Consider the following 22,198-nt stretch of genomic DNA (forward strand, 5'->3'; position numbering starts at 1 on the left):
CATGGCCCGGTTTCTGCGCCCGCTGCTGCGGGGGACGACGTACACACGACTGGTGCACCTGTGGGTGCCGTTGCTCGTCGTGGGCCTCTGGCTGTTCGTCGACCCGTCGACGCCGTGGGTGCCGGCCCTGGTGCTGGTCCCGGTCGGGCTGATCCCCGCCGTGCGGCGGGGCGAGGGCGTGCAGGCGCGGCTGCTGCTCACGCCGGGCGAGGCGGACTCGGGGATCTCGGAGACGCCGTCGGCGACCTGGCGGGACCGGGGGCGCACGGTGCTGTGGCTGGAGGCGCGGATGGTCCTCGGCTCGGCGGGTGCGATGGTCTCGGTGTGGCTGCCGGCGATCGCGTTCGACCTCGCCCGGCTCGCGGCGGGCCAGGTGCCCGACGGCCTCCCCCTGCTGGACGCGGCCCGGCCGCACTGGGCGTACGCCCTGCTGGTCCCGCTACCGTTGATCGCGCTCTACGGCGCGGTCGTCGGTTTCGGGGAGCTGATCACGGCGATCGCCCGGCGGCTGCTCGGCCCGTCCGCCGCCGAACGGCTCGCGGCCCTGGAGGAGCGCACCGAGCAACTGCTGGAACGCACCCGGATCGCGCGCGAGTTGCACGACTCCATCGGGCACGCGCTGACGGTGGCGGTGGTGCAGGCGGGCGCGGCCCGGGCGGCGGGTGATCCGGAGTTCACCGACCGGGCGCTGGCCGCCGTCGAGGAGACCGGCCGTAGGGCGCTGGAGGACCTGGAGCGGGTGCTGGGCGTGCTGCGCGAGGAGCGGCGGCCGGTGAGCGGGCGGCCCACGCTCACCGACGCCGACCGGCTCCTGGAGTCGGCGCGGGCCTCGGGGGCGAAGGTGGACTCGGAGGTCACCGGCGCGCTGGAGACGGTGCCGGGCCCGGTCTCCCGGGAGGGCTACCGGATCCTCCAGGAGGCGCTGACCAATGTGCTGCGGCACGCGGGGCCGGTGCCGGTACGGGTCCGGGTGACCGTGTCCGGCGGGGTGCTCGGTCTGGAGGTCCGCAATCCGCTCCCCGGTCCGATACCCGGGCCCGGGCGGGGCAGCGGGCTGCGCGGGATACGCGAGCGCGCGGCCCTGCTCGGGGGCAGCGCGCGGACCGGACCGGACGGGGGCGACTGGCAGGTGCACGCCGAGTTGCCGGTGCGCTGATCTACGCTGGCCGGATGCCGGTCACCGTTCTCCTCGTCGACGACGAACCTCTCGTACGCGCCGGTCTGCGGGCCGTGCTGGAGGCTCAGCCCGACATCGAGGTGGTCGGCGAGGCGGCGGACGGGGCGGCGGTGATCCCGCTGGTGCGGCAGCTGCGGCCGGACGTGGTCGCGATGGACGTGCGGATGCCGTTGCTGGACGGGATCGAGGCCACGCGCGCGGTGCTGCGCACGGTCGCCGAGCCGCCGAAGATCCTCGTGGTGACGACGTTCGAGGACGACGAGTACGTGTACGAGGCGCTGCGCGCCGGTGCCGACGGGTTTCTGCTGAAGCGGGCCCGGCCCGCCGAGATCGTGCACGCGGTACGGCTGGTCGCCGAGGGCGAGTCGCTGCTCTTCCCCGCCTCGGTACGGCAGCTCGCCGCCCGGTACGGCGAGGGCGGCGGGCGGGACGGGCTGGAGTGGGCGCGGCTGACCGGGCGGGAGGCCGAGGTGCTGCGGCTCATGGCACAGGGGCTGTCCAACGCCGAGATCGCCGTCCGGCTGGTCGTCGGGACCGAGACCGTGAAGTCCCATGTGGGAGCGGTGCTGGCGAAACTCGGCGCGCGGGACCGCACCCAGGCGGTGATCGCGGCGTACGAGTCGGGGTTCGTCGCGCCCCGCTGACCGGGAATCCCCGGCAGGTAGGGGGCGCCGGACACTCGCCGGGGTCGTCGGTGGGGAAGTACGATCCGGCCAACACGCTCGGCAAGCTGGGAGGACGGACGTTGGCGGGGCTGACCGGCGGTGATCCGTCGCTGTTGCGGAGGATCAACTCCGCGGTGGTGCTGCACGCGCTGCGTGCCACGGACTGCGCGACGCTCACGGAGATCACCCGGGTGACGGGGCTGTCCCGGCCGACGGTCGAGGGGGTCGTCGAAGGGCTCATCGAGGGGGGTCTGGTCGTCGAGACGGCGGCCGAGGAGGGCGCGGCCCGGCGGCAGGGGCGGCCGGCCCGGCGGTTCCGGTTCCGGGCCGAGGCCGGGCATCTGCTGGGCCTGGAGATCGGCCCGCACCGCGTCGCCGCGCTGCTGTCCGATCTGGACGGCCGGATGCTGGGGGCGCAGGCCAAGGACGTCGACGAGACGGCGGACGCGGACGAGCGGCTGGAGCGGCTGCGGACCGCGGTCGCCGAACTGCTGCGCCGGGCCGGGGTGGCGCGCAGTTCGCTGCGCGCCGTCGGGGTCGGGACGCCGGGCATCGTCGAGGCGGACGGCACGGTACGGCTGGGCACCGCGCTGCCCGAGTGGACGGGGCTGCGCCTCGGCGAGCGGCTGAGCCGGTCCTTCAAGTGCCCGGTGCTGGTGGAGAACGACGCCAACGCGGCGGCCGTGGCCGAGCACTGGAAGGGGGCCGCGACCGAGTCCGACGACGTGGTGATGGTGCTGGCCGGACTCAGTCCGGGCGCCGGTTCGCTGATCGGCGGGCGGCTGCACCGGGGCTACGGCGGGGCGGCCGGGGAGATCGGCGCGCTGCATCTGTTGGGCCGCGAGGTGACGCCGGAGACGCTGCTGTCCACGACCGACGAGCCGCTGCACCCGCTGGACGAGCAGGCGGTCGCCGAGGTGTTCGCGCTGGCCCGCAAGGGCGACGCGCGGGCGCGGGCCGCCGTCGACCGGTTCATCCAGCGGCTGGTCCACGACGTGGCCGCGCTGGTGCTGGCCCTGGACCCGGAGCTGGTGGTGATCGGCGGCTGGGCGGCCGGCCTCGACGGCGTCCTGGAGCCGCTCCGCCGCGAACTGGCCCGTTACTGTCTGCGTCCGCCCCGGGTCGCCCTGTCGCTCCTCGGCGAGGCGGCGGTGGCGACGGGCGCCCTGCGGCTCGCCCTCGACCATGTGGAGGAGCAGCTGTTCGCGGTGGACGGCACGGTCACCGCGCGCCGCTGAGCGGCCGGGGCGAGAAACGCGTCGCAGTGGACGGCACGGTCACCGCACGGCGCTGAGCGGCCGGGGCGGGAGACGCGTCGCGCCCCGGAGGGGGTTCGGGGCGCGATTCGGTCCGGTGCGGTGGCTACGAGGCCTGTTGCTCGGGGCCGTGGTGGATCTCGACGCCGCCGGAGTCGCCGAAGGTCAGGCGGCAGGTGTCGGCGCGGTAGGTGGCGCTGGAGAGCGCGGCGACGCGGCCGGCGGCGAGGAAGCGGGTGGTGACGACCAGGACCGGGGCGCCGGGGAGGCGATCGAGTTCCTTGGCGTCGTCCGCGCGGGCCGAGCCGAGTTCCACGGCGCGGTTCTGGCCGTCCAGCTCCAGGCGCTGCAGCTCGCGCAGCACCGCACGCGCGCGTGCCGCCGCGGACGGCGCGTCGATCGCCGTCAGGTCCGGGACCGAGGCGGCCGGGACGTAGAGCAGCTCGGCGGCGACGGGCTGGCCGTGCGAGACACGGGAGCGGCGCACGATGTGCACGGGCTCCTCCGCGCCGGTCTCCAGGGCGGCCGCGACCGCGGCGGGCGGCACCGCGAGAGTGCAGTCGACGGGCTGCCAGGCGTCCTCGGGGGCGCCGGGCCAGGCGTGCTGGTCGCTGCCCACGGCCACGCCCATGCGCGGGGGCGCCACCGTCGTACCGACACCGCGGCGGCGCTGCAGGCGGCCTTCCAGTTCAAGCTGTTCGAGGGCCTGACGGAGCGTGGCGCGGGCCACCCCGAAGCGGGCGGCGAGGTCGCGCTCGTTGGGCAGGATCTCGCCGACCGAGAACTCCGAGTCGAGTGCCTCACTGAGCACGGTCTTGAGATGCCAGTACTTCGGTTCCGGCACCGATTCCAGCTGCGTGGTCCCCACCCTGTCCTCCGCAATCGCCGTGGTCCGGCGGCGTTTTAGCGCCCTTGTTTATTAAAGGTTGTTGTACTTATCTGCGACCATAGGGCGGCGCACACCCTTGGTCAAGACCAATCCTCGATCCCTGGGGCAACGCATAGAAAGCGGTGCCATGCACCGTTCATGAGGCGTTCGCGCGGGGGCGTTTTCGTGACATGGCGGCAAAGCTCCCGTCGCGGTGCGGGAGCCGCCGGTCGCGGGGGGTCAGAGGCCGGAGAGGGACCGCAGTTTGTCGGGGTTGCGGATGATGTAGACGGCCCGGACGGCGCTCCCGTCGACGTCCAGCTGGAACACGCTGTCGGGCCGGCCGTCGGCGAGCAGGAGCACCGCCGGGCCGCCGTTGAGCTCCAGGAAGCGGAAGGACGTCCCGGCGCCCTCCTTGCGGGCGACGCCGAGCAGGAACCGGTCGACCTTGCCGGGGGTGACGATGACGCGCAGCGCCGCCGACGCCTTGCCGCCGCCGTCGCTCACCAGGCGCACGTCGGGGGCGAGCAGGGCCATCAGCCCCTCCAGGTCGCCGCCGGCCGCGGCGGCGAGGAACCGTTCGGTCAGGTCCCTGCGCCGGGCCGGGTCGACCTCGTAGCGGGTGCGCCGCTCGTCGACGTGCCGGCGGGCGCGCCCGGCCAGCTGCCGCACCGCGGCCTCACCCCGGTCGAGCATGGCGGCGATCTCGGCGTGCGGGTACCCGAAGGCCTCGCGCAGCACGAACACGGCGCGTTCCAGAGGCGACAGCGACTCCAGGACGACGAGGACGGCGAGCGAGACGGAGTCGGCCAGTTCGGCGCGCTCGGCGCCGTTGGGGGCAGTGGTGGTGGCCGTGGCGGTGGTGCCGAAGTCGGTGACGTACGGCTCGGGGAGCCAAGGGCCGACGTAGGTCTCGCCGCGGGCCCGGATCTGGCGGAGCCGGTCGATGGCGAGCCGGGTGGTGACGCGCACCAGGTAGCCGCGCGGTTCGCGGACGTCGCCGCGGTCCGCGCCGGACCAGCGCAGCCAGGCGTCCTGGACCACGTCCTCCGCGTCGGCCACGCGGCCGAGCATGCGGTAGGCGACCCCCATGAGCGCGGGACGGTGTTCCTCGAAGACGTCGGTGAGGGTGTCGGCGGTCACGGCCCCATCCCATCCGACACGTTTCCCCGTGTCCAGGCGGAATTGCTCCCTCCCCCGTGCGCCCGGCCCAGAATGATCGGCGGACCGCCGGTGGCCGGCGGCGGACAGGGGAGGTGGCCGATGCGGTACGCGGTACTGGGCACGGGCGAGGTGGGCCGCACGCTGGGCGGGAAGCTGGTGGAGCTGGGGCACGAGGTGACGCTCGGCTCGCGCACCGAGGGCAGTCCGGCCGCTCTGGAGTGGGCCCGGGCGACCGGCGGGCGCGCCGGTACGTTCTCGGACGCCGCGGCCGCCGCCGAGGTGGTCGTCAACGCGGTGGGCGGCCGGGTGGCGCTCGCGGCGCTGGAGGCGGCGGGCGCGGAGCATCTCGCCGGGAAGGTCCTCATCGACGTCTCCAATCCGCTGGCGGTCGAGGACGGCGGAATACGGCTGGATCCTGTCGGGTCGGACAGTGTGGGCGAGCAGATCCAGCGGGCGTTCCCGCACGCGCGCGTGGTGAAGACGCTGAACACGGTCAACTGCCGGGTGATGGTGGATCCGGGGCGGGTGCCCGGTGCGCACAACCTGTTCGTGTGCGGCGCGGACGCCGCTGCCAAGGCCCAGGTGACCTCGCTGCTCGGGGAGTTCGGCTGGCCCGCCGAGCGGGTGCTGGACCTGGGCGGGATCGAGGCCTCGCGGGCGGTGGAGATGTGGCTGCCGCTGTGGGTCTCCCTCATGCGGCGCTTCGGGCACCCCGATTTCAACCTGGAGCTGCGCGGGGCGCGTTGACGGCCCGCGCGGGGCGGCGCACGACACACCCCGCCGGGGACTACCCGTGAGTAGCAATTGCTGACAAGCTGTCTACGGCACGGCGTCCGCCGAGGTCCCAGGCATCCCGCCGCAGTCCCAGACGAGGAGCCCCATGTCCGCCACCGTCTCCTTCAAGGTCCCGGCCGCGCACGGGCAGCAGGACGTGACCGTCTCCTACGCGCGCGTGGGCCGCGGCGAGCCGCTGGTCCTGATCCACGGCATAGGGCATCACCGGCAGGCCTGGGACCCCGTGGTGGACATCCTCGCGACCGAGCGGGATGTGATCGCCGTGGACCTGCCCGGCTTCGGCGCCTCCCCCGGTCTGCCCGCGGGCCTCGCCTACGACCTCCCGACGACCAACGCCGTGCTCGCCGCCCTGTTCGAGACGCTGGAGTTGGACCGGCCGCATGTGGCGGGCAACTCGCTCGGCGGGCTGCTGGCGCTGGAACTGGGCCGCGAGAAGCTCGTCCGGTCCGTCACCGCCCTCTCCCCGGCCGGGTTCTGGTCGCAGGCCGAACGGCGCTACGCCTTCGGCGTGCTCATCACCATGCGGCGAATCGCCGAACGGCTGCCGCTGCCGCTGGTCGAGCGGCTGTCCCGGTCGGCCGCCGGGCGGACGGCCCTGACGAGCACCATCTACGCCCGCCCGGCGCGCCGTTCACCCGAGGCCGTGGTCGCCGAGACGCTCGCGCTCGCGCAGGCCACCGGCTTCGCGGACACCCTGCGGGCGGGCGCCGCCGTCCAGTTCAGCGACGACCTCCCCGGCATCCCCGTCACCGTGGGCTGGGGCACCCGGGACATGCTGCTCGTACGCCGCCAGGGCGTCCGCGCCAAGCAGATCATCCCCAAGGCCCGCCTGGTCCGCCTCCCCGGCTGCGGCCACTGCCCGATGAACGACGACCCCGCCCTCGTCGCCCGCGTCATCCTCGACGGCAGCCGCTGACCTCCGACCGGCACGCCCCACGGCTCCGGCAGCCGCCGACCGGGGGCTCGGAGAGGCCGAGCTCCCCGTGGGGGCCGATCGACGGGTGCGGCGGGGCCCGGCTCCCGCCGCCGACCGACGACCGGGGCGACCCGGAACTCCCGCGACCGCCGGCCGGTGAGCAGGACGGCACCCGGCGCCCGCGACCACCGACCGGTCGCGCGGACGGCGCCACAGATCCGCGGCCACCGCCCACGGGCGAAAGCGGCGCGCGGCTCCCGGACCCGCCCACCGGTCGCCCAGGCGCGGCAGCGTTCCCGTGCCCAGGGCGACGCCCGCGCCCACCAGGACGCTGCCGACGGCCTGGGCGGGGCCGTAGGTGCCGGTGCCGACGAGGGGTGCGGTGCAGACGGCGGCGAGGGGGACGAGGCCGGTGAAGAGGGTGGCGCGTTCCGTGCCGATCCGCTGGACGCCCATGTACCAGCAGACGAAGCCGACGACGGTGACGACCGCGGCCTGCCACAGCAGCGCGGCCGTCTCGGTGGCGTCGGGCCGGCGCAGCCACGCCCCGCCGTCGAGGACCACCCCGGCCACCGCCGCCTCGGCCGCGGCGAGGGCGCACACCGTGGCGGTCAGCAGCCGTGGCCCGAGCGCCCGCAGCACCGGCCCCGCCAGCACCGCGAACCCGACCTCACCGGCGAGCGCGCAGAGCGAGAAGGCGATGCCGCGCGCGTCCGTCCGTCCCCAGCCCTGGACGGCGAAGGCGCCGATGGCGACCAGCAACGCCCCGCGGAACACCTGACGTTGGGGCCGGCGCCCGTCGAGGAGCGGGACCAGGACCGCGACCACCACCGGCGCGCAGCCCACGAAGACCCCCGGCACCGCCGGTTCCGCGGTGCGCTCGGCGGCGAGGATCGCCAGGTTGAAGCCGACCATTCCCACGGCGGCGAGGAGGGACAGCCGGAGCCAGGCGCGCGCCCCCAGGCCGCGCAGCCGCTCCGCCGCGCCCCGCCCGACGAACGGCAGGAGCAGCAGACAGGCCAGTGCGTAGCGGACGAACTGGCCGCCCACGTAGGGATAGCGGCCCAGCACGCTGTTGGCGGTGAAGGAACCTCCGACGAGGACGTAGGCGAGCGCGGTCAGTGCGGCGCCGCGTGTGGTGGTCGCGTTCATGAGGACGACGCTAGGAACGCGGGCGGTCCGGTTTAAGGTCCACTTCCATGACGTCATCGGGGACCAATCCGGACGGCCTGCCCGGCTCCGCCGCGTGGGAACTGCTGCTGCCTGCCGCCTCGGCACCGGCACGCGCGCGTGGCCGTTCCCTCCAGGCGGCGCTGCGCGAGGCGATCCGCGCGGGACGGCTCGCGCCCGGCACCCGGCTGCCGTCGAGCCGCGACCTCGCGCGAGACCTCGGCGTGTCCCGGGGGCTGGTCACGGAGGCGTACGAGCAGTTGACGGCGGAGGGCTATCTGCGCAGCGACCGGGGTGCGGGCACCTGGGTGGGCGGTGCCGTTCGGGCGGCGTCGCCCCGCGCGCGGGACCTCGCACCGCGTCCGGCGGGCGTACGCGTGGACTTCGTACCGGGGTCGCCGGACCTGTCGCTGTTCCCGCGCGCCGCGTGGGCCGCAGCCCAGCGCGAGGTGCTGGCGGAACTCCCGCACCGCGACCTCGGCTACCCGGACCCGCGCGGGCTGCCCCGGCTGCGCTCGGCCCTGGCCGAACTGCTTGCCCGGCGCCGGGGCGTGGCCGCCGACCCGGAGCGGATCGTGGTCGTCTCCGGAGTGGCGCAGGCGGCGGCCCTGCTCGGATCCGTGCTGCACGCGCGCGGGCTGCGCGAGATCGGGGTGGAGGACCCCGGCAGCCCGCAGCACGACGGTCTCTACGAGGCGGCCGGGACCCGGGCCGTGCCGCTGCCCCTGGACGACGAGGGCCTCGCCCTGCGCCCGCTGCGCGCGTCGGGCGTCCGCGCGGTGGTGACGACGCCCGCCCACCAGTACCCGACCGGGATCGCCTACTCCGCCGACCGCCGCGCCCAGTTGCTCGACTGGGCCCGTTCGGTGGACGGCCTGCTGCTGGAGGACGACTACGACGGCGACTTCCGCTACGACCGCGCCCCGGTCGGCGCCCTGCAGGGCCTCGACCCGGAACGCGTGGCCTACGCGGGATCGGTCAGCAAGTCCCTCGCCCCCGGCCTGCGGCTGGGCTGGCTGCTGGTGCCGGAGTCCCTGGCGGACGAGGTCGTCGACCGCAAGCGGACCATGGACCTCGGTCATCCCTCCCTCGACCAGGCGGTGTTCGCCCGGTTCGTGGCACGCGGCGACTACGACCGGCAGCTGCGCCGCTGCCAGCGCGCCTACCGCGAGCGGCGGGACGCCCTGGTCGCCGCGCTGGCCGAGCACTTCCCGCACGCGCGCGTGTCGGGGATCGCGGCGGGGCTGCACGCGATCGCCGAACTGCCGGAGCGCTACGGGCCGGAGAGAAGTTTCGTACGGCGGGTGGCGGCCTCGGGGGTGGCGGTGCGGCCGCTCGGGGAGTGCGCGCACGCGCGGGGCGACGAGTCCGCCGTACGGCTGGTGCTCGGGTACGCACATCTGCCGTCGGCACGGATCCGGGAGGGTGTGCGGCTGATGGCGCAAGCGGTTGCCGGGTGACCTTCCCGGCCCGGTCCGTTGTTCACTTGCGGTTTCCGTGCGCGCTGCGGCGCCCCAGTAGTTGTGGCGGTGCACAACTGGCCGGATCCCCGCCCTGGAGGCCCTTCCATGTCCCTTTCGCTCCCCGGCCGCCGCAGCGTGCTGCGCGGCTCGCTCGCCGCGTCGGCGGCCCTGACCCTGCCCACGGCGCTCGGTTCGGCGCCGGCGTTCGCACTGTCCGGGCGCCCCCGCGCGGACTGGGGCGTACAGGCGGGCGACGTGACCGCCGGCTCCGGCCTGGTGTGGGTCCGTTCGGACCGGCCGGCCCGGATGATCGTGGAGACCTCGGCCACCGAGTCGTTCCGCAACGCCCGCAGGTGGCACGGTCCGCTGCTCGGTTCCGGCAGCGACTTCACCGGCACCACCCGGCTGCACGGGCTCCCGTCCGGCGAGCAGATCCACTACCGCGTGCTGCTCGCCGACCCCGACGACCCGCGCCGCACCGGCGAGCCGGTCGGCGGAACCTTCCGGACGGCCTCCGCGCGCCGCCGTCAGGGCGTGAAGTTCGTGTGGTCGGGCGACCTGGCCGGACAGGGCTGGGGCATCAACGAGTCCATCGGCGGCTACCGCATCTTCGACGCGATGGCGAAGCTGGACCCCGACTTCTTCCTGTGCAGCGGTGACAACATCTACGCCGACGGCGTCATCTCGGCGACCCAGGCGCTGCCCGACGGCAGCCTGTACCGCAACGTGACCAGCGAGGAGAAGTCGCACGTCGCGGTCACGCTGGACGACTTCCGCGGCAACTTCCGCTACAACCTGCTGGACCAGGCGCTGCGCCGGTTCAACGCCCAGGTGCCGAACGTCATCCAGTGGGACGACCACGAGGTCCGCAACAACTGGTATCCGGGCGAGGTCATCGGCTCCGGCACCGCCTACCCGGCCGGCACCAAGCTGGACGACATGGCGCTGCGGTCCCGGCAGGCGTTCTCCGAGTACTTCCCGATCTCCACGATCAGCGGCCGTCCCGACGGCCGGATCTACCGCGTCCACCACCACGGCCCGCTCCTCGACGTGTTCGTCCTGGACATGCGGACCTACCGCAACGCCAACTCCCCCGACGACCAGACGACCGACCCGCAGGGCATCCTCGGCGCCGAGCAGCTGGAGTGGCTCAAGCGCGAGCTGTCCCGGTCGCGGGCGGTGTGGAAGGTGATCGCCGCGGACATGCCGCTCGGCCTGGTGGTGCCCGACCCGGTGGAGGGCAAGGCGAACTTCGAGGCCGTCGCCCAGGGCGACCCGGGCGCGCCGCTCGGCCGTGAGCTGCAGATCGCGGAGCTGCTGCGGTACATCAAGCACCGGAAGGTCACCGGCACGGTGTGGCTGACGGCCGACGTCCACCACACCTCGGCCCAGCACTACGACCCGTCGCGGGCCGCGTTCAAGGACTTCGCGCCGTTCTGGGAGTTCGTCTCCGGCCCGCTGAACGCCGGCGCCTTCCCGGCCAACGCGCTGGACGGCACGTTCGGCCCCGACCGGGTGTTCGTCAAGGCGCCGACCGCCTCGAACGTGTCACCCGCGGAGGGCTACCAGTTCTTCGGCGAGGTCGACATCGACGGCGACAGCGGCGAACTGACGGTGCGTCTGCGCGAGTACGACGGCACCGTGCTGTTCACCCAGACCCTGCAGCCGGGCCGGGTCGGCCAGTAACTCCCGTACGCTCTGCACAGGGCCGCGCCCCGGCGTCATCCCCCGGTGCGCGGCCCTGCCGCATCCCCCGAACTCACCCTGAAGCAGGGCGTTTTCGCAGGTCAGGGCCGATTGTCAGTGGGCGCCTCTACGGTTTTTCCCATGACGCGATCTTCACAGGCCGTGGCCTATCGCCAACCCTCCGTGCTGCGCTCGGGCGCCGACGGACGCCGTCTCGGTCTTGAGACCTCCCGGGGTGCGACACCCACCGGGACGGCGGACCATCCGCGCTTCTTCGCGGGCTTTCTGACCTCGCCCCAGGTGGCCGCCGCCGGGCTGCTCGCGGTGGCCGACGTGGCGGCCGCGCGCTACTACCAGCCGCAGTCGCGCGCCTCGCTGGACCCGGTGGTGACGGGCAACGGCGACCGGCTGCGCTTCGAGTCCTTCTCCGGCTGCGGCGGGGTGTACGCCCGGCTGGACGTCCTCCGTGCGGGCCTGGACGGCGGCGAGGTGGGGCACGGCACGACGAACGTCGACGTCAACAACCCGCTGCGGGAGGCGCTTTCCCGGCTCGGCACGGACGACCCGCTGCATCTGCGGGTCGGGCCGGAGGAGTTGGCGGTCACCACGCTGGACGGACCGGTGGTGGAGAAGAAGGTGCCGCTCCCGGACCGCTGGCTGCGCGGCTTCGCGGAGGCACAGGTCATAGCGGCCGGGTTCGACCTGCGCGCCGAACTCCCGGCGGACGAGGCGGTGCGCTTCCTGCGCTCACTCCCCCGCGGCGGCACGGGGCGCCGGGGCACGGCCGGTCCGCGCTGGGTGGTGCCGGCGGGCCGGGCGCTGCGTCCGACGACCCGCCCGGTGCCGGGCGCGGTGTGCCTGCCGGGGCCGGAGCGGCTCGCGGCCCTGCAGCGGGTCCTGCGCCATGCGACGGCGTTGCGGGTGTACGGCCCGCAGGGCGCCCTCTCCGCCTCCGGAACGGCCGCCGCCTGGGAGGTCGTGCTGCCGGGGATGCGGCTCACCCTGACGCTGTCGCCGGACGCGGCCCGCGGGTTCTCCGGCGAGGGCGGTGTGCTGGACGCGCTCGCCACCGACGAGGCCGCCGAGGACGCGGAGCTGATCGCGGTGCTGCTGGCCTGGGAGCCTCGCGTGGACGTCGCCGACCTGGCCGCCTCCTCGGGCCTCGCCCCGGAGCGGGTCCGCGCGGCCCTGGTCCGCCTCGGCACCTCGGGACGGGTCGGGTACGACACGGCCGAGGCCGCCTACTTCCACCGCGAACTGCCCTACGACGCGGGGCGCGTGGAGCGGCACAACCCGCGGCTGCGCTCGGCCCGGGCACTGGTGGCCGCGGGCGCGGTGGCCGTGGACGGCGATCTGGGGACGGTGACGGCCGAGGACGGCCATGTGCACCGGGTGCGGGACGCGGCGGGGGTGCTGAGCTGCAGCTGCCTGTGGTGGGCGAAGTACCGGGGCGGGCGCGGGCCGTGCAAGCACGCGCTGGCGGTGCGGATGGTACGGCGGGGCGCCACGGCGGCGCGGGACGCGGGACAGGACATCGGACAGGACATGGCGGAGATCGGCGGGGGTGCGCGATGAGCGAGGTGCTGGAAGCGGTGCGGGCGGGTCGGACGGGACTGACCGAGCTCCTGCTGAAGAGGATGACGGATGCCGAACGGCGCAAGCTGCTGCCGGAGTTGCAGAACCTGCGCAAGGAGCTGCGGGCCACGCCCTGGACCGAGCGGAACGACCGGGTGTACCCGGCCCTCCAGGTGGCCGGCGCGATGTGCCACTCGGGGGCCGCGGCCGCCGCGACCTGGATCGCCGGTGCGGACATGCGCTGGCGGCGGACTCCGGCGGAGACGCTGCTGAAGGCGCTGGCGGACCGGGACACCGGCTGGCTGGCGGATGTGGCCCGGCGGCTGGCCGCCCGGCCGGTCTCGGCGGACGTGCCGTTCGGACTGATGGCGGGGCTGGTACACGCCTCGGGGTGTGAGGTGCCGGTGACGGACGCCTATGTGGTCGGCTGGGTCAGGCACATCGGCCGCAGCTGGGGGCAGGTCCCGCTCGTCGACCGGCTGCGCGCCGAGCCGGACCTCGCGCCGCTGGTGAACGGCCTGTTCGAACTCTCCGATCTCGGCGAGGTCCGCTGGCTGTTCGGCGACGGTCCCGGTTCCTGGCAGAGCGCCCTCGCGGAGCTGGCCCGCACCGGTGAGCTGGACCGCGCGGCCGTGACCGATGCCTGTGTCGCCCGGCTGCTGCGCGGCGGCGGCCCGACCGACCACCGGACCTTCCTGCCGCTGCTGGGCCTGCTCGCCCTCACCCGGGACGAGGAGCGCGCGCGGATCGCCGACTGGACGGCCCTGGCCCGGGACGCCGCCTCCCCCGTCGCCGCCCACGCCCAGTCGGTCCTCGCCGCCCTCGCCCTCGACGGCGACCTCACCCCGCGGCAGCTGGCCGAGGCCTCCGAAGGACTGCTGTTCCGCACCGAGAAGAAGCTGGTGCGCGCCCAACTGGTGCTGCTGGGCAAGGCGCTGACCCGCGAGCCGGCCGCGTCGGCGGAGCTGCTGCCGGCCGTGGCCCAGGCGTTCGGGCACGAGGACACCCAGGTGCAGGAGCGGGCGCTGAAGCTGGTCGAGCGGCATGCGAAGCGGCTCGACGACGCGGCGGTCCGGGCCGGGATCGCCGCCGCCACCGAGGGACTGAGCCCGGCCCTGCGCGCCCGGGCGGCGGACGCGCTGGGGATCGCGCACGAGCCGGCGACCGAGGTGTACGAGGAGGTGCTGCCACCGGCTCCGGAGCCGTTCCGGCTGGCACCGGCGCCGGAGTCGGCGGTGGAACTCGCCGAGGAGATCGGCGCCCTGCTGGCGTCCGACGGGGACGTGGCCGCGTTCGAGCGGGCACTGGACGGGCTGGCCCGGCACGCCCACCGCGACCAGGAGGCGCTGCGCGAAGCGCTCGAACCGGTGGCCGCGACCCGCTGGTGGAAGCAGCCCGAGGCGCACCGCTGGTGGCACACCGACGAGTACTTCGGCAACTCCCGCTACGGCCTCCTCGGTGCCCGGGACGGCCTGGAACTGCTCGTGGCCGCGCTGTTCGGGGTCGTGAGCACGGACACCCTGCTCGCCGCCCTCCGGCGCGGACCGGCCGACCACGAGTGCGCGCACACCGGTTTCTCCCGGGTGTTCGACGTACGGCTGCGTGAACTGGCCCACCGGATACGGACGGATCCGCAGCCGTTGCTGCTGGCCACGCCGACCTGGAGCACCGGGCTGCTCGAACCGGGCGAACTGGTCGACCGGCTCGACGCCTACCACCGCCTGGGCGCCCGGGTCGGTGCCGCCGACTTCGCGCAGGCGCTGTTCCGGGTGCGCCGCGAGGACCGTACGGCCGCTCTGGCGGCGGCCGGGCGGGCAGCCGCGCTCGGCACTCCGGAGGGCGAGCGGCTCGCGCGCTGGCTGTCCGCCGAGGAGCCCGCCCAGCCCATGTCCCGCCGTCGTACCTCGGGCGTGCGGATCCTGGTCGAGACGGGTGAGGTCCTCGAACTCCAGGCGGACTTCCCCGAGGAGTTCCGGCGCCTAGGCCGGCCGGTCACCCCGTTCAGTGGCCGCCGGTACTGCTACCACTGGAGCCAGGAGAGCCACCGGCACTGGCTGGCGACGCTCCCGGAACGGCGCGAGCTGGTCGCCGTGCGGCTGCTGCACAACCTGTCCCAGGCCGCCGTGGACGACCAGCGAGGCACGGCCGCCGCTCTCCCCCTGCTCGCCGAGTCCGGCGGCCCGGCGGGCGAGAGCACGCATCTGTGTCTGGCGTACGGACTGGGTGCCCGGCATCCGGAGGACCGGCTGGCCGCGGTGGACGCGCTGCTGGTGCTCGCCGCGCGCGGACAGCTCGACGCGGAGCGGCTCGGTGCCGACCTGGGCCAGCTGGTCCGGCGGGGTGCGGTGAAGCCGCTGCGGCTGGCCGAGTCGGCGCGGACGGCGGCGGCCACCGGGGCGAACACGACGATATGGGAGATGCTCCGGCACACCCTGCCGGTGCAGCTCGCCGACCTCGCGACGGCGGGCACGGCCGTGCCGGCCTCCGCGCGCGGGCTCGGGGAGCTGCTCTCCGTCGCCGCCGAGTGCGCCGAGCGGTCCGGGGCCCGCGGTGTGCTGCCCCATCTCTCCCAGGCGGCGGCCCGGCGCGGCTCCTCCCGGCTGGTGGTCCAGGCCCGTCGGCTCAGGGAGGCACTGACCGAGGAGAGGGCCGCCTGACAAGGAGCGGCAAAAAAGTACGCAAAAAGAACATAAGCATGCTTTACCCATCGGTCACAGAGCGTTCGTGATCACGCAACACCCTTCCTTCACAGTGGATGCATGACTCGAGACATGTCTGATGTGACACGCGCACGGCACGGACGGCCCGTGCACCACTGGCGGCGGGACGTCGTCGAACTCGCCGCCCTGTTCACGGCCGTCGCGGTGGCGGACGCGGTGGCGAACCTGATCGGCCACGGACCCGACGGTCCGGCCCTGCTGGTGATCTCGGCGCTGGTGCTGGCGGCGACCGCGGGCTTTCACGTCTGGTGGGCGAGGCGCCCAGGTCACGCACCGCCGGTGACGGATACCGATACCGGCACCCGGCCGGCCGTCTCCGCGACGGGACAGGCCGGGGCCGGTGGGGACACCACGCTGTGGCGGCTGCGGACGACGGTGCGGGACGAGCCGGGATCGCTGGCCGCCCTGTGCACCGGGCTCGCCGGGCACCTGGTGGACATCCTCAGCCTGCAGACGCATCCGCTGGGCGACGGCACGGTGGACGAGTTCCTGCTGCGGGCCCCCGGTGAGCTGACCGCCGCCGAGATCACCCGGGCGGTCGCGCTGGCCGGGGGCACGGACACCTGGATCGAGCGGGCCGACGCGCACGATCTGGTGGACGCCCCGACCAGGGTCCTCGGGCTGGCGACCCGTACCGCGCTGGACGCGGCGGAACTTCCGCTGGCCCTCCGGCAGTTGTTGGGACGGTGCACCATCCGTTCACTCCCCGCCCATCCGGTCGGCGGGGCCCGGAGCCCCGAGACGGTACCCGTCGAAGGGGCCCTGGAGGACACCGTGATGCGGCTGCGCGCACCGGAAGGCGGTGTGATCACCGTGGAGCGGCCGTATCTGCCGTTCACGCCCACCGAGTTCGCGCGGGCGCGGGCGCTGGTGGAGCTGGACGCCCGGCTCGGCCCGCGCATCCCGCGCAGCCAGGACGTGCTGACGCTGCCCGAGGGCAACTCGATCACCGTGCGCCGGGCCGACACCGCTGACCTGGAGGCGGCCAAGGCCATGCACGAGCGGTGCTCGACGCGCACGCTCGGGCTGCGCTACCACGGGCCGGTCGGGGACGCGGACCGTTATCTGAACCACCTGCTCAGCCCGCGGTTCGGCCGGACCCTGGCGGTGCAGACCGCGTCGGGCCGGATCGTCGGCCTCGGTCACCTGCTGTGGGACGGCGACGAGACGGAGGTCGCGCTGCTCGTCGAGGACGACTGGCAGCGGCGGGGTATCGGCGGTGAACTGCTGGGCCGGCTGGTCGGGATGGCGGTCGAGGCGGGCTGCGAGAGCGTGTACGCGGTGACGCAGGCGTCCAACACCGGGATGGTGGCGGCGATGCGGGCGCTGGGGCTGCCGCTCGACTATCAGATCGAGGAGGGGACGCTGGTCATCACCGCGCGCCTGGACGCCGTGGGAGTTACGGGGCTCTCTCGTGCGGGTGAGGCGGAGAGGGCCGAAGCTCCATAGGGGTGCGGACCGCGCGGCGGCTGCGGGTGCGTTGTGGCTTGTCGCGCCCGCGCGGCGGTAGCCGCACATGAATACAGCCCCGCGCCCCCGAGGGGCGCGCTAGAGCGCCCCTAGTGCCCAGTCCAGGTCCGCCCACAGATCGTCCACGTCCTCAAGACCCACCGACAGCCGCAGCAGCCGGTCGCTCACGCCGGCGTCGCGGCGGTCGTCGGCGTCGACGATGCGGTGGCTGATGGACGCCGGGTGCTGGATGAGGGTGTCGACGCTGCCGAGGCTGACGGCGGGGGTGATCAGCCGTACCCGGGAGACGACCTCGTGCGGGTCGTCGTACACCTCGAAGGCGATCATCGCGCCGCCCAGGCCGGGGTAGCGGACGCGGGCGACGCGTGGGTCGGCGGTGAGGCGGCGGGCGAGTTCGGCGGCGGTGGCGGAGGCGGCGCGGACCCGGACGGGGAGGGTGGCCAGGCCGCGCAGCAGGAGGTAGCCGGCCAGCGGGTGCAGGACGCCGCCGGTCGCGAACCGTATCTTCCGGAGCTGCCCGGCGAACTCCTCGTCGCAGGCGACCACTCCGGCCAGGACGTCGCCGTGGCCGCCGAGGTATTTGGTGGCGCTGTGCAGGACGAGGCGTGCGCCGTGTGCGGCCGGGCGTTGCAGCACGGGCGTGGCGAAGGTGTTGTCGGCGAGCAGCGGGACCGTGCCGCAGGCGTGGGCGACGGCCCGCAGGTCGAGTTCGGCGAGGGTCGGGTTGGCCGGGGACTCGACCAGTACCAGGCCGGTGTCGGGGCGCAGCGCGTCGGTGATGCCGGCCGGGTCGGTCCAGGTGACCTCGGTGCCGAGGAGACCGGCGGTGAGCAGGTGGTCGCTGCAGCCGTACAGGGGCCGTACGGCGACGACATGGCGCAGGCCGGTCGCGGCGCGGGCGAGGAGGACGGCGGACAGGGCGGCCATGCCGCTGGCGAAGGCGACGGCGGACCCGGTGCCTTCGAGGCGGGCCAGGGCGGTCTCGAAGCGGGCGACCGTCGGGTTGCCGAGCCGGCCGTAGACCGGGGGTCCCGTGGGGTCCGCGCCGTCGGCGGCGAAGGCGTCGATGCGGGCGGCCTCGGCGCGGCTGTCGTACGAGGGGTAGGTGGTCGACAGGTCGATCGGCGGGGTGTGCAGGCCCTGGCCGGCGAGGTCGTCGCGGCCGGCGTGCACGGCCTCGGTGGCCAGGGCGCGCGGGGCGCCGGATACGTGGTCACGGATGCTCACGGAGTCCATGGCGGAAGGGTGAACATCGGGCGGGCCGTGCGGGCGATACAGCGTGTTACGTTCGGGCCATGGCCGATTCCGTCGTACTGGATCCGGTGGATCTGCATCTGCTGCGGCTGCTGCAGAACGACGCCCGGAGCACCTACCGCGAGCTCGCCGCCCAGGTGGGCGTGGCGCCGTCGACGTGTCTGGACCGGGTGACCCGGCTGCGGCGGTCCGGGGTGATCCTCGGGCACCGCCTGGAGCTGGATCCGGCCAAGCTCGGGCGGGGCCTGGAGGCGCTGCTCTCGGTGCAGGTGCGGCCGCACCGGCGGGAGTTGGTGGGGCCGTTCGTGGAGCGGATCCGGGCGCTGCCGGAGTCGCGGACGGTGTTCCATCTGACCGGTCCCGACGACTACCTGGTGCACGTGGCCGTGGCGGACATGACGGACCTGCAGCGGCTGGTTCTGGACGAGTTCACCTCGCGGCGCGAGGTGGCCCGGGTGGAGACCCGGCTGATCTTCCAGCAGTGGGAGTGCGGACCGCTGCTCCCGCCCGTGTCGTCGGCTCAATCCCCGTGACGCGCGGCGGTCCGTCGTACGAGGATGGACCGCATGTCACAGACCAGTAACCCGCTGCCCCGTCAGGTCGCCGACGCCTTCGTCGACGAACTCATCGCCCTCGATCCGATCACCGGTACGTTCCTCGGCGTCAAAGAGAGTGCGAGCCGGCTGCCCGACACCTCGCCGGCGGGTGACGAAGCGGTCGCCCGGCTCCAGCGCGACACGCTCGCCAAGCTGGCGGAGGCCGAGCGGCAGCCCGGCGCCGACAGTGACATCGAGCGGCGCTGCGCGCGCCTGCTGCGCGAGCGGCTCACCGCCTCCCTCGCCGTGCACGAGGCGGACGAGAGCCTGCGGTCCGTCAGCAACCTGAGCTCGGTCGCGCACGCCGTGCGCCAGGTGTTCACGGTGACGCCCACCGCCACCGAGGAGGACTGGGCGGCGGTCGTCGAGCGGCTGCGCGCGGTACCGGCCGCGCTGGAGGGCTACCGGCAGTCCCTCGAACTCGGCCTGGACCGGAAGCTGTACGCGGGCCCGCGGGCCACCGCCACCTTCGTGGGACAGCTCGGCGAGTGGGCCGACACCGGCGACGGCAAGGGCTGGTTCGAGCAGTTCGCGGCGGCCGGGCCCGAGGCGCTGCGCACCGGTCTTGACGAGGCGGCCGGAGCGGCCACCGAGGCCGTGGTCGCGCTGCGCGACTGGATGCGGGACGTGTACGCGCCGGCCATCGGGGGCGCGCCGGACGTGGTCGGGCGCGAGCGGTACGCCCGCTGGGTCCGCTACTTCAACGGCACCGACCTCGACCTGGACGAGGCGTACGCGTACGGCTGGTCCGAGTACCACCGGCTGCTCGGCGAGATGAGGACCGAGGCCGAGAAGATCCTGCCCGGCGCCGAGACCCCGTGGGTGGCGCTGGCGCACCTGGACGAGCACGGCACCCACATCGAGGGCGTCGACGAGGTGCGGAACTGGCTGCAGTCCGTGATGGACGAGGCCATCGAGAAGCTCGACGGCACCCACTTCGACCTGGCCGAGCGGGTCCGCCGGGTGGAGTCCCGGATCGCGCCGCCCGGCAGCGCGGCGGCGCCGTACTACACGCCCCCGTCGGACGACTTCTCGCGCCCCGGCATCACCTGGCTGCCGACCATGGGCCAGACCCGGTTCCCGGTCTACGACCTGGTCTCGACCTGGTACCACGAGGGCGTGCCCGGCCACCACCTCCAGCTGGCGCAGTGGAAGCACATCGCCGAGAACCTCTCCCGCTACCAGGCGAGCGTGGGCATGGTCAGCGCCAACGCCGAGGGCTGGGCGCTGTACGCGGAGCGGCTGATGGACGAACTGGGCTTCCTCACCGACCCGGAGCGCCGCCTGGGCTACCTGGACGCGCAGATGATGCGGGCCGCGCGGGTCATCATCGACATCGGCATGCACCTGGAGCTGACGATCCCGGACGACTCGCCCTTCCACCCCGGGGAGCGCTGGACGCCGGAGCTGGCGCAGGAGTTCTTCGGCGCGCACAGCAGCCGTCCCGCGGACTTCGTGGAGAGCGAGCTGACCCGCTACCTGTCCATGCCGGGCCAGGCGATCGGCTACAAGCTGGGCGAGCGGGCCTGGCTGCTGGGCCGGGAGCAGGCCCGGGAGCGGCGGGGCGCCGGCTTCGACCTCAAGGCCTGGCACATGGCGGCCCTGTCCCAGGGTTCGCTGGGCCTGGACGACCTGGTGGCGGAGCTGGCCCAGCTCTGACGGGCCGACGGCACGCCGGAGCCGCAGGCCTCCTTCCGGGTCAGTGCCTAAAGCCGCCCTCGGAGTTGACGACCTGCCCGGTGACCCAGCGCCCCTCGTCCGTGGCCAGCCACGCGATGAGCCGCGCCGGGTCGTCGGGCCGGCCCCAGTGCCCGCCCGGGAAGCGCGCCGCGACGGCCGCGTGGACCTCGCCGGTCGCGTAACCGGTGTCCACGGGACCGGGGTTGACCGTGTTCACCGTGACCCCGCGGTCGGCGAGCCCGGTGGCGAGGGACCGGGTGACGGAGGCGAGGGCGCCCTTCTGGAGGGCGTACGCGAGCTCGCCCGGCATCCCGTCGCCCTGGTCCTGCCCCGAGGTCATCATCACGATCCGCCCGCCGGGCCGGGCCTGCCGGGCGTACGCCTGCACGAGCAGCAGCACCGAGCGGGTGTCCACCGCCCAGTGGGCGTCCAGCATGGCCGCGTCGATCGCGTCGAGGGTGCCGTCGGAGCCGCTGAGGGCGTGGTTGGCGACCAGGATGTCGAGACCGCCGAACTCCCGGACCGCCCGCTCCACCAGCCGGGCGGGTTCGGCCGGATCGGCCAGGTCGCCGGGGCCCGCCACGACCCGCGCGCCGGGGTCGCCGAGCGCCTCGCGCACGGAGGCGACGACGTCCTCGACGCGGTCGGCGCCCCAGGGCATGGCGGAGTCGTGCGGGACGTGGTGGTGCAGATAGACGCTCGCCCCGTACGCGGCGAGCCGCCGGGCGACGGCATGCCCGATACCGGCCCGACGGCTCGCGCCGGTGACGAGGGCGCTGCGGCCGCGCAGGGGCAGGGGGTCACGGCGGAGCTGCTCTTCGGACGGCATGGCGGATCATGCTAGGGAGGCCGTGGTCCGGGCGGCGACCCAATAAATCCGATGGACCGAAGGAGACGACCGCCCGGCGAGGTGCCGTCTGCCGTTCGGGTCTGTTCCGGTGGCGGGGGCCGGGTGCAGACGGCTTGCTGGTGGCGGGGGCCACCGGAGACAGGAAGCGAGCCGCGGATGCAGACCTCTACGCCGGCACGGCAGCCGTTGCAGACCCCACGGGCCGCCGGGGTGGCCGGGATCGTCTTCGCGCTGCTGCTCGCCGCCGCCATAGTGCTGATCCGGCTGGGGATCCCGCAGGGCGCCGACGCGGTCACCGCCCAGGTGCCGGATCCCACCCGGCGCAGCGCCGTGCACGCGGCCCTCACCCTGGTGCCGTTCGCCGGCATCTTCTTCCTGTGGTTCATCGGCGCCGTCCGCTCGCACGTCGGCGACGCCGAGGACCGGTTCATGGCCACCGTGTTCCTCGGCAGCGGCCTGGTCTTCACGGCCACGATGTTCGGCGGCGCGGCGGCGGCCGCGGCCGTGCTCGACACCGCGCATCCGGCGGGTACCTCGCCCTCACGGCCCGCCTGGGACTTCGGTCAGCACCTGGCGTACACGCTGATGATCGGGTACGCGATGCGGATGGCGGCCGTGTTCACCTGCTCCGCGTCGGTGATCGGGCACCGGCTGGGCATCATGCCGCGCTGGCTCACGGTGCTGGGCCTGCTCGTCACCCTGGTCCTGCTGTTCGTCTCGCCCGGTGTGCCCTGGTCGGAGCTGGTGTTCCCGGGCTGGTCGCTGCTGCTCAGCGTGTTCATCGTCGCGGAGAGTTTCCGCCGCCCCACCGCGGCCCCGGCGGTCTGAGGGCTGGGCGGGCTCACCCGATCGGAGGGCCTCGGCGCGCGGTGGCGGGTGCGGGCTCCCATGCT

17 protein-coding genes and 1 pseudogene are annotated in these 22,198 nt (G+C 74.4%); 13 read left to right on the top strand and 5 right to left on the bottom strand.

The window, feature by feature from the left end; all coding sequences use genetic code 11:
- Nucleotide 1: 1 nt before the first annotated feature.
- The 3 genes from ACGFZS_RS36955 (at nucleotide 2) to ACGFZS_RS36965 (ending at nucleotide 3,080) form a co-directional block, all read left to right on the top strand.
- Nucleotides 2–1,156 carry a sensor histidine kinase gene (locus tag ACGFZS_RS36955; protein WP_393798767.1) on the top strand — a complete coding sequence of 385 codons (1,155 nt, stop codon included), beginning with the start codon at nucleotides 2–4 and terminating at the stop codon, nucleotides 1,154–1,156.
- 14 nt (nucleotides 1,157–1,170) lie between these two features.
- Nucleotides 1,171–1,821, top strand: a complete 651-nt coding sequence (locus tag ACGFZS_RS36960) for a response regulator (RefSeq protein WP_393798768.1) — start codon at nucleotides 1,171–1,173, stop codon at nucleotides 1,819–1,821.
- A gap of 101 nt (nucleotides 1,822–1,922) precedes the next feature.
- Nucleotides 1,923–3,080, top strand: coding sequence for an ROK family transcriptional regulator (locus tag ACGFZS_RS36965; RefSeq protein WP_355719195.1), 1,158 nt, complete (start codon nucleotides 1,923–1,925; stop codon nucleotides 3,078–3,080).
- A gap of 124 nt (nucleotides 3,081–3,204) precedes the next feature.
- On the opposite strand, the gene ACGFZS_RS36970 is transcribed toward ACGFZS_RS36965, so the two are convergent.
- Both ACGFZS_RS36970 and ACGFZS_RS36975 read right to left on the bottom strand, forming a co-directional pair.
- Complete coding sequence (locus ACGFZS_RS36970; RefSeq protein WP_393666384.1) at nucleotides 3,205–3,966, bottom strand: GntR family transcriptional regulator; 762 nt, start codon at nucleotides 3,964–3,966, stop codon at nucleotides 3,205–3,207.
- Between the two features lie 240 nt (nucleotides 3,967–4,206).
- A complete protein-coding gene (locus tag ACGFZS_RS36975) occupies nucleotides 4,207–5,109 on the bottom strand; it encodes an RNA polymerase sigma-70 factor (protein WP_393798769.1) in 903 nt (300 codons plus the stop codon).
- A gap of 120 nt (nucleotides 5,110–5,229) precedes the next feature.
- On the opposite strand from ACGFZS_RS36975, the gene ACGFZS_RS36980 reads away from it, so the two are divergent.
- Nucleotides 5,230–5,877: an NADPH-dependent F420 reductase gene (locus ACGFZS_RS36980; RefSeq protein WP_393798770.1), complete on the top strand. Its 648-nt coding sequence runs from the start codon at nucleotides 5,230–5,232 to the stop codon at nucleotides 5,875–5,877.
- A gap of 133 nt (nucleotides 5,878–6,010) precedes the next feature.
- Nucleotides 6,011–6,841 carry an alpha/beta fold hydrolase gene (locus ACGFZS_RS36985; protein WP_393798771.1) on the top strand — a complete coding sequence of 277 codons (831 nt, stop codon included), beginning with the start codon at nucleotides 6,011–6,013 and terminating at the stop codon, nucleotides 6,839–6,841.
- Between the two features lie 294 nt (nucleotides 6,842–7,135).
- Here ACGFZS_RS36985 and ACGFZS_RS36990 read toward each other — a convergent pair.
- Nucleotides 7,136–7,993 (bottom strand): annotated as a pseudogene (locus tag ACGFZS_RS36990) (DMT family transporter); the annotation flags it as partial.
- A gap of 47 nt (nucleotides 7,994–8,040) precedes the next feature.
- On the opposite strand from ACGFZS_RS36990, the gene ACGFZS_RS36995 reads away from it, so the two are divergent.
- From ACGFZS_RS36995 to ACGFZS_RS37015, 5 genes are all read left to right on the top strand, one after another.
- Nucleotides 8,041–9,471 (top strand): PLP-dependent aminotransferase family protein, encoded by a 1,431-nt coding sequence (locus ACGFZS_RS36995; RefSeq protein WP_393798772.1) that lies wholly within the window; start codon nucleotides 8,041–8,043, stop codon nucleotides 9,469–9,471.
- Nucleotides 9,472–9,579: 108 nt separating this feature from the next.
- Nucleotides 9,580–11,160: an alkaline phosphatase D family protein gene (locus tag ACGFZS_RS37000; RefSeq protein WP_393798773.1), complete on the top strand. Its 1,581-nt coding sequence runs from the start codon at nucleotides 9,580–9,582 to the stop codon at nucleotides 11,158–11,160.
- 141 nt (nucleotides 11,161–11,301) lie between these two features.
- On the top strand, nucleotides 11,302–12,735 hold the full coding sequence (locus ACGFZS_RS37005; RefSeq protein WP_393798774.1) for an SWIM zinc finger family protein: 1,434 nt from the start codon (nucleotides 11,302–11,304) through the stop codon (nucleotides 12,733–12,735).
- Nucleotides 12,732–15,392 (top strand): DUF6493 family protein, encoded by a 2,661-nt coding sequence (locus ACGFZS_RS37010; protein WP_393798775.1) that lies wholly within the window; start codon nucleotides 12,732–12,734, stop codon nucleotides 15,390–15,392. The genes ACGFZS_RS37005 and ACGFZS_RS37010 overlap by 4 nt, the downstream gene beginning before the upstream one ends.
- Before the next feature lie 114 nt (nucleotides 15,393–15,506).
- Nucleotides 15,507–16,904 (top strand): GNAT family N-acetyltransferase, encoded by a 1,398-nt coding sequence (locus ACGFZS_RS37015; RefSeq protein ID WP_393798776.1) that lies wholly within the window; start codon nucleotides 15,507–15,509, stop codon nucleotides 16,902–16,904.
- Nucleotides 16,905–17,003: 99 nt separating this feature from the next.
- Here ACGFZS_RS37015 and ACGFZS_RS37020 read toward each other — a convergent pair whose 3' ends face one another.
- Nucleotides 17,004–18,161 (bottom strand): trans-sulfuration enzyme family protein, encoded by a 1,158-nt coding sequence (locus ACGFZS_RS37020; protein ID WP_393798777.1) that lies wholly within the window; start codon nucleotides 18,159–18,161, stop codon nucleotides 17,004–17,006.
- A 59-nt stretch (nucleotides 18,162–18,220) separates the two neighbouring features.
- On the opposite strand from ACGFZS_RS37020, the gene ACGFZS_RS37025 reads away from it, so the two are divergent.
- Nucleotides 18,221–18,712, top strand: coding sequence for an Lrp/AsnC family transcriptional regulator (locus ACGFZS_RS37025; RefSeq protein WP_355719092.1), 492 nt, complete (start codon nucleotides 18,221–18,223; stop codon nucleotides 18,710–18,712).
- 33 nt (nucleotides 18,713–18,745) lie between these two features.
- Nucleotides 18,746–20,434 (top strand): DUF885 domain-containing protein, encoded by a 1,689-nt coding sequence (locus ACGFZS_RS37030; RefSeq protein WP_393798778.1) that lies wholly within the window; start codon nucleotides 18,746–18,748, stop codon nucleotides 20,432–20,434.
- A 40-nt stretch (nucleotides 20,435–20,474) separates the two neighbouring features.
- Here the strand turns inward: ACGFZS_RS37030 and ACGFZS_RS37035 are convergent, their stop codons facing one another.
- On the bottom strand, nucleotides 20,475–21,284 hold the full coding sequence (locus ACGFZS_RS37035) for an SDR family oxidoreductase (RefSeq protein ID WP_393798779.1): 810 nt from the start codon (nucleotides 21,282–21,284) through the stop codon (nucleotides 20,475–20,477).
- 177 nt (nucleotides 21,285–21,461) lie between these two features.
- Here ACGFZS_RS37035 and ACGFZS_RS37040 point away from each other — a divergent pair, with 177 nt between their 5' ends.
- Nucleotides 21,462–22,133 carry a hypothetical protein gene (locus tag ACGFZS_RS37040; RefSeq protein ID WP_393798780.1) on the top strand — a complete coding sequence of 224 codons (672 nt, stop codon included), beginning with the start codon at nucleotides 21,462–21,464 and terminating at the stop codon, nucleotides 22,131–22,133.
- The last annotated feature ends 65 nt before the right edge of the window (nucleotides 22,134–22,198 follow it).

Origin of the sequence: Streptomyces sp. NPDC048288 (genome assembly GCF_043201555.1) — a bacterium.
Classification (GTDB): domain Bacteria; phylum Actinomycetota; class Actinomycetes; order Streptomycetales; family Streptomycetaceae; genus Streptomyces.

Excerpts from the sequence above, each read along its gene's own strand:
- ACGFZS_RS36955 (WP_393798767.1), top strand. The coding sequence starts at position 2 with ATGGCCCGGTTTCTGCGCCCGCTGCTGCGGGGGACGACGTACACACGA.
- ACGFZS_RS36960 (WP_393798768.1), top strand. The coding sequence starts at position 1,171 with ATGCCGGTCACCGTTCTCCTCGTCGACGACGAACCTCTCGTACGCGCC.
- ACGFZS_RS36980 (WP_393798770.1), top strand. The coding sequence starts at position 5,230 with ATGCGGTACGCGGTACTGGGCACGGGCGAGGTGGGCCGCACGCTGGGC.
- ACGFZS_RS36985 (WP_393798771.1), top strand. The coding sequence starts at position 6,011 with ATGTCCGCCACCGTCTCCTTCAAGGTCCCGGCCGCGCACGGGCAGCAG.
- ACGFZS_RS36995 (WP_393798772.1), top strand. The coding sequence starts at position 8,041 with ATGACGTCATCGGGGACCAATCCGGACGGCCTGCCCGGCTCCGCCGCG.
- ACGFZS_RS37000 (WP_393798773.1), top strand. The coding sequence starts at position 9,580 with ATGTCCCTTTCGCTCCCCGGCCGCCGCAGCGTGCTGCGCGGCTCGCTC.
- ACGFZS_RS37005 (WP_393798774.1), top strand. The coding sequence starts at position 11,302 with ATGACGCGATCTTCACAGGCCGTGGCCTATCGCCAACCCTCCGTGCTG.
- ACGFZS_RS37010 (WP_393798775.1), top strand. The coding sequence starts at position 12,732 with ATGAGCGAGGTGCTGGAAGCGGTGCGGGCGGGTCGGACGGGACTGACC.
- ACGFZS_RS37015 (WP_393798776.1), top strand. The coding sequence starts at position 15,507 with ATGTCTGATGTGACACGCGCACGGCACGGACGGCCCGTGCACCACTGG.
- ACGFZS_RS37020 (WP_393798777.1), bottom strand. The coding sequence starts at position 18,161 with ATGGACTCCGTGAGCATCCGTGACCACGTATCCGGCGCCCCGCGCGCC.
- ACGFZS_RS37025 (WP_355719092.1), top strand. The coding sequence starts at position 18,221 with ATGGCCGATTCCGTCGTACTGGATCCGGTGGATCTGCATCTGCTGCGG.
- ACGFZS_RS37030 (WP_393798778.1), top strand. The coding sequence starts at position 18,746 with ATGTCACAGACCAGTAACCCGCTGCCCCGTCAGGTCGCCGACGCCTTC.
- ACGFZS_RS37035 (WP_393798779.1), bottom strand. The coding sequence starts at position 21,284 with ATGCCGTCCGAAGAGCAGCTCCGCCGTGACCCCCTGCCCCTGCGCGGC.
- ACGFZS_RS37040 (WP_393798780.1), top strand. The coding sequence starts at position 21,462 with ATGCAGACCTCTACGCCGGCACGGCAGCCGTTGCAGACCCCACGGGCC.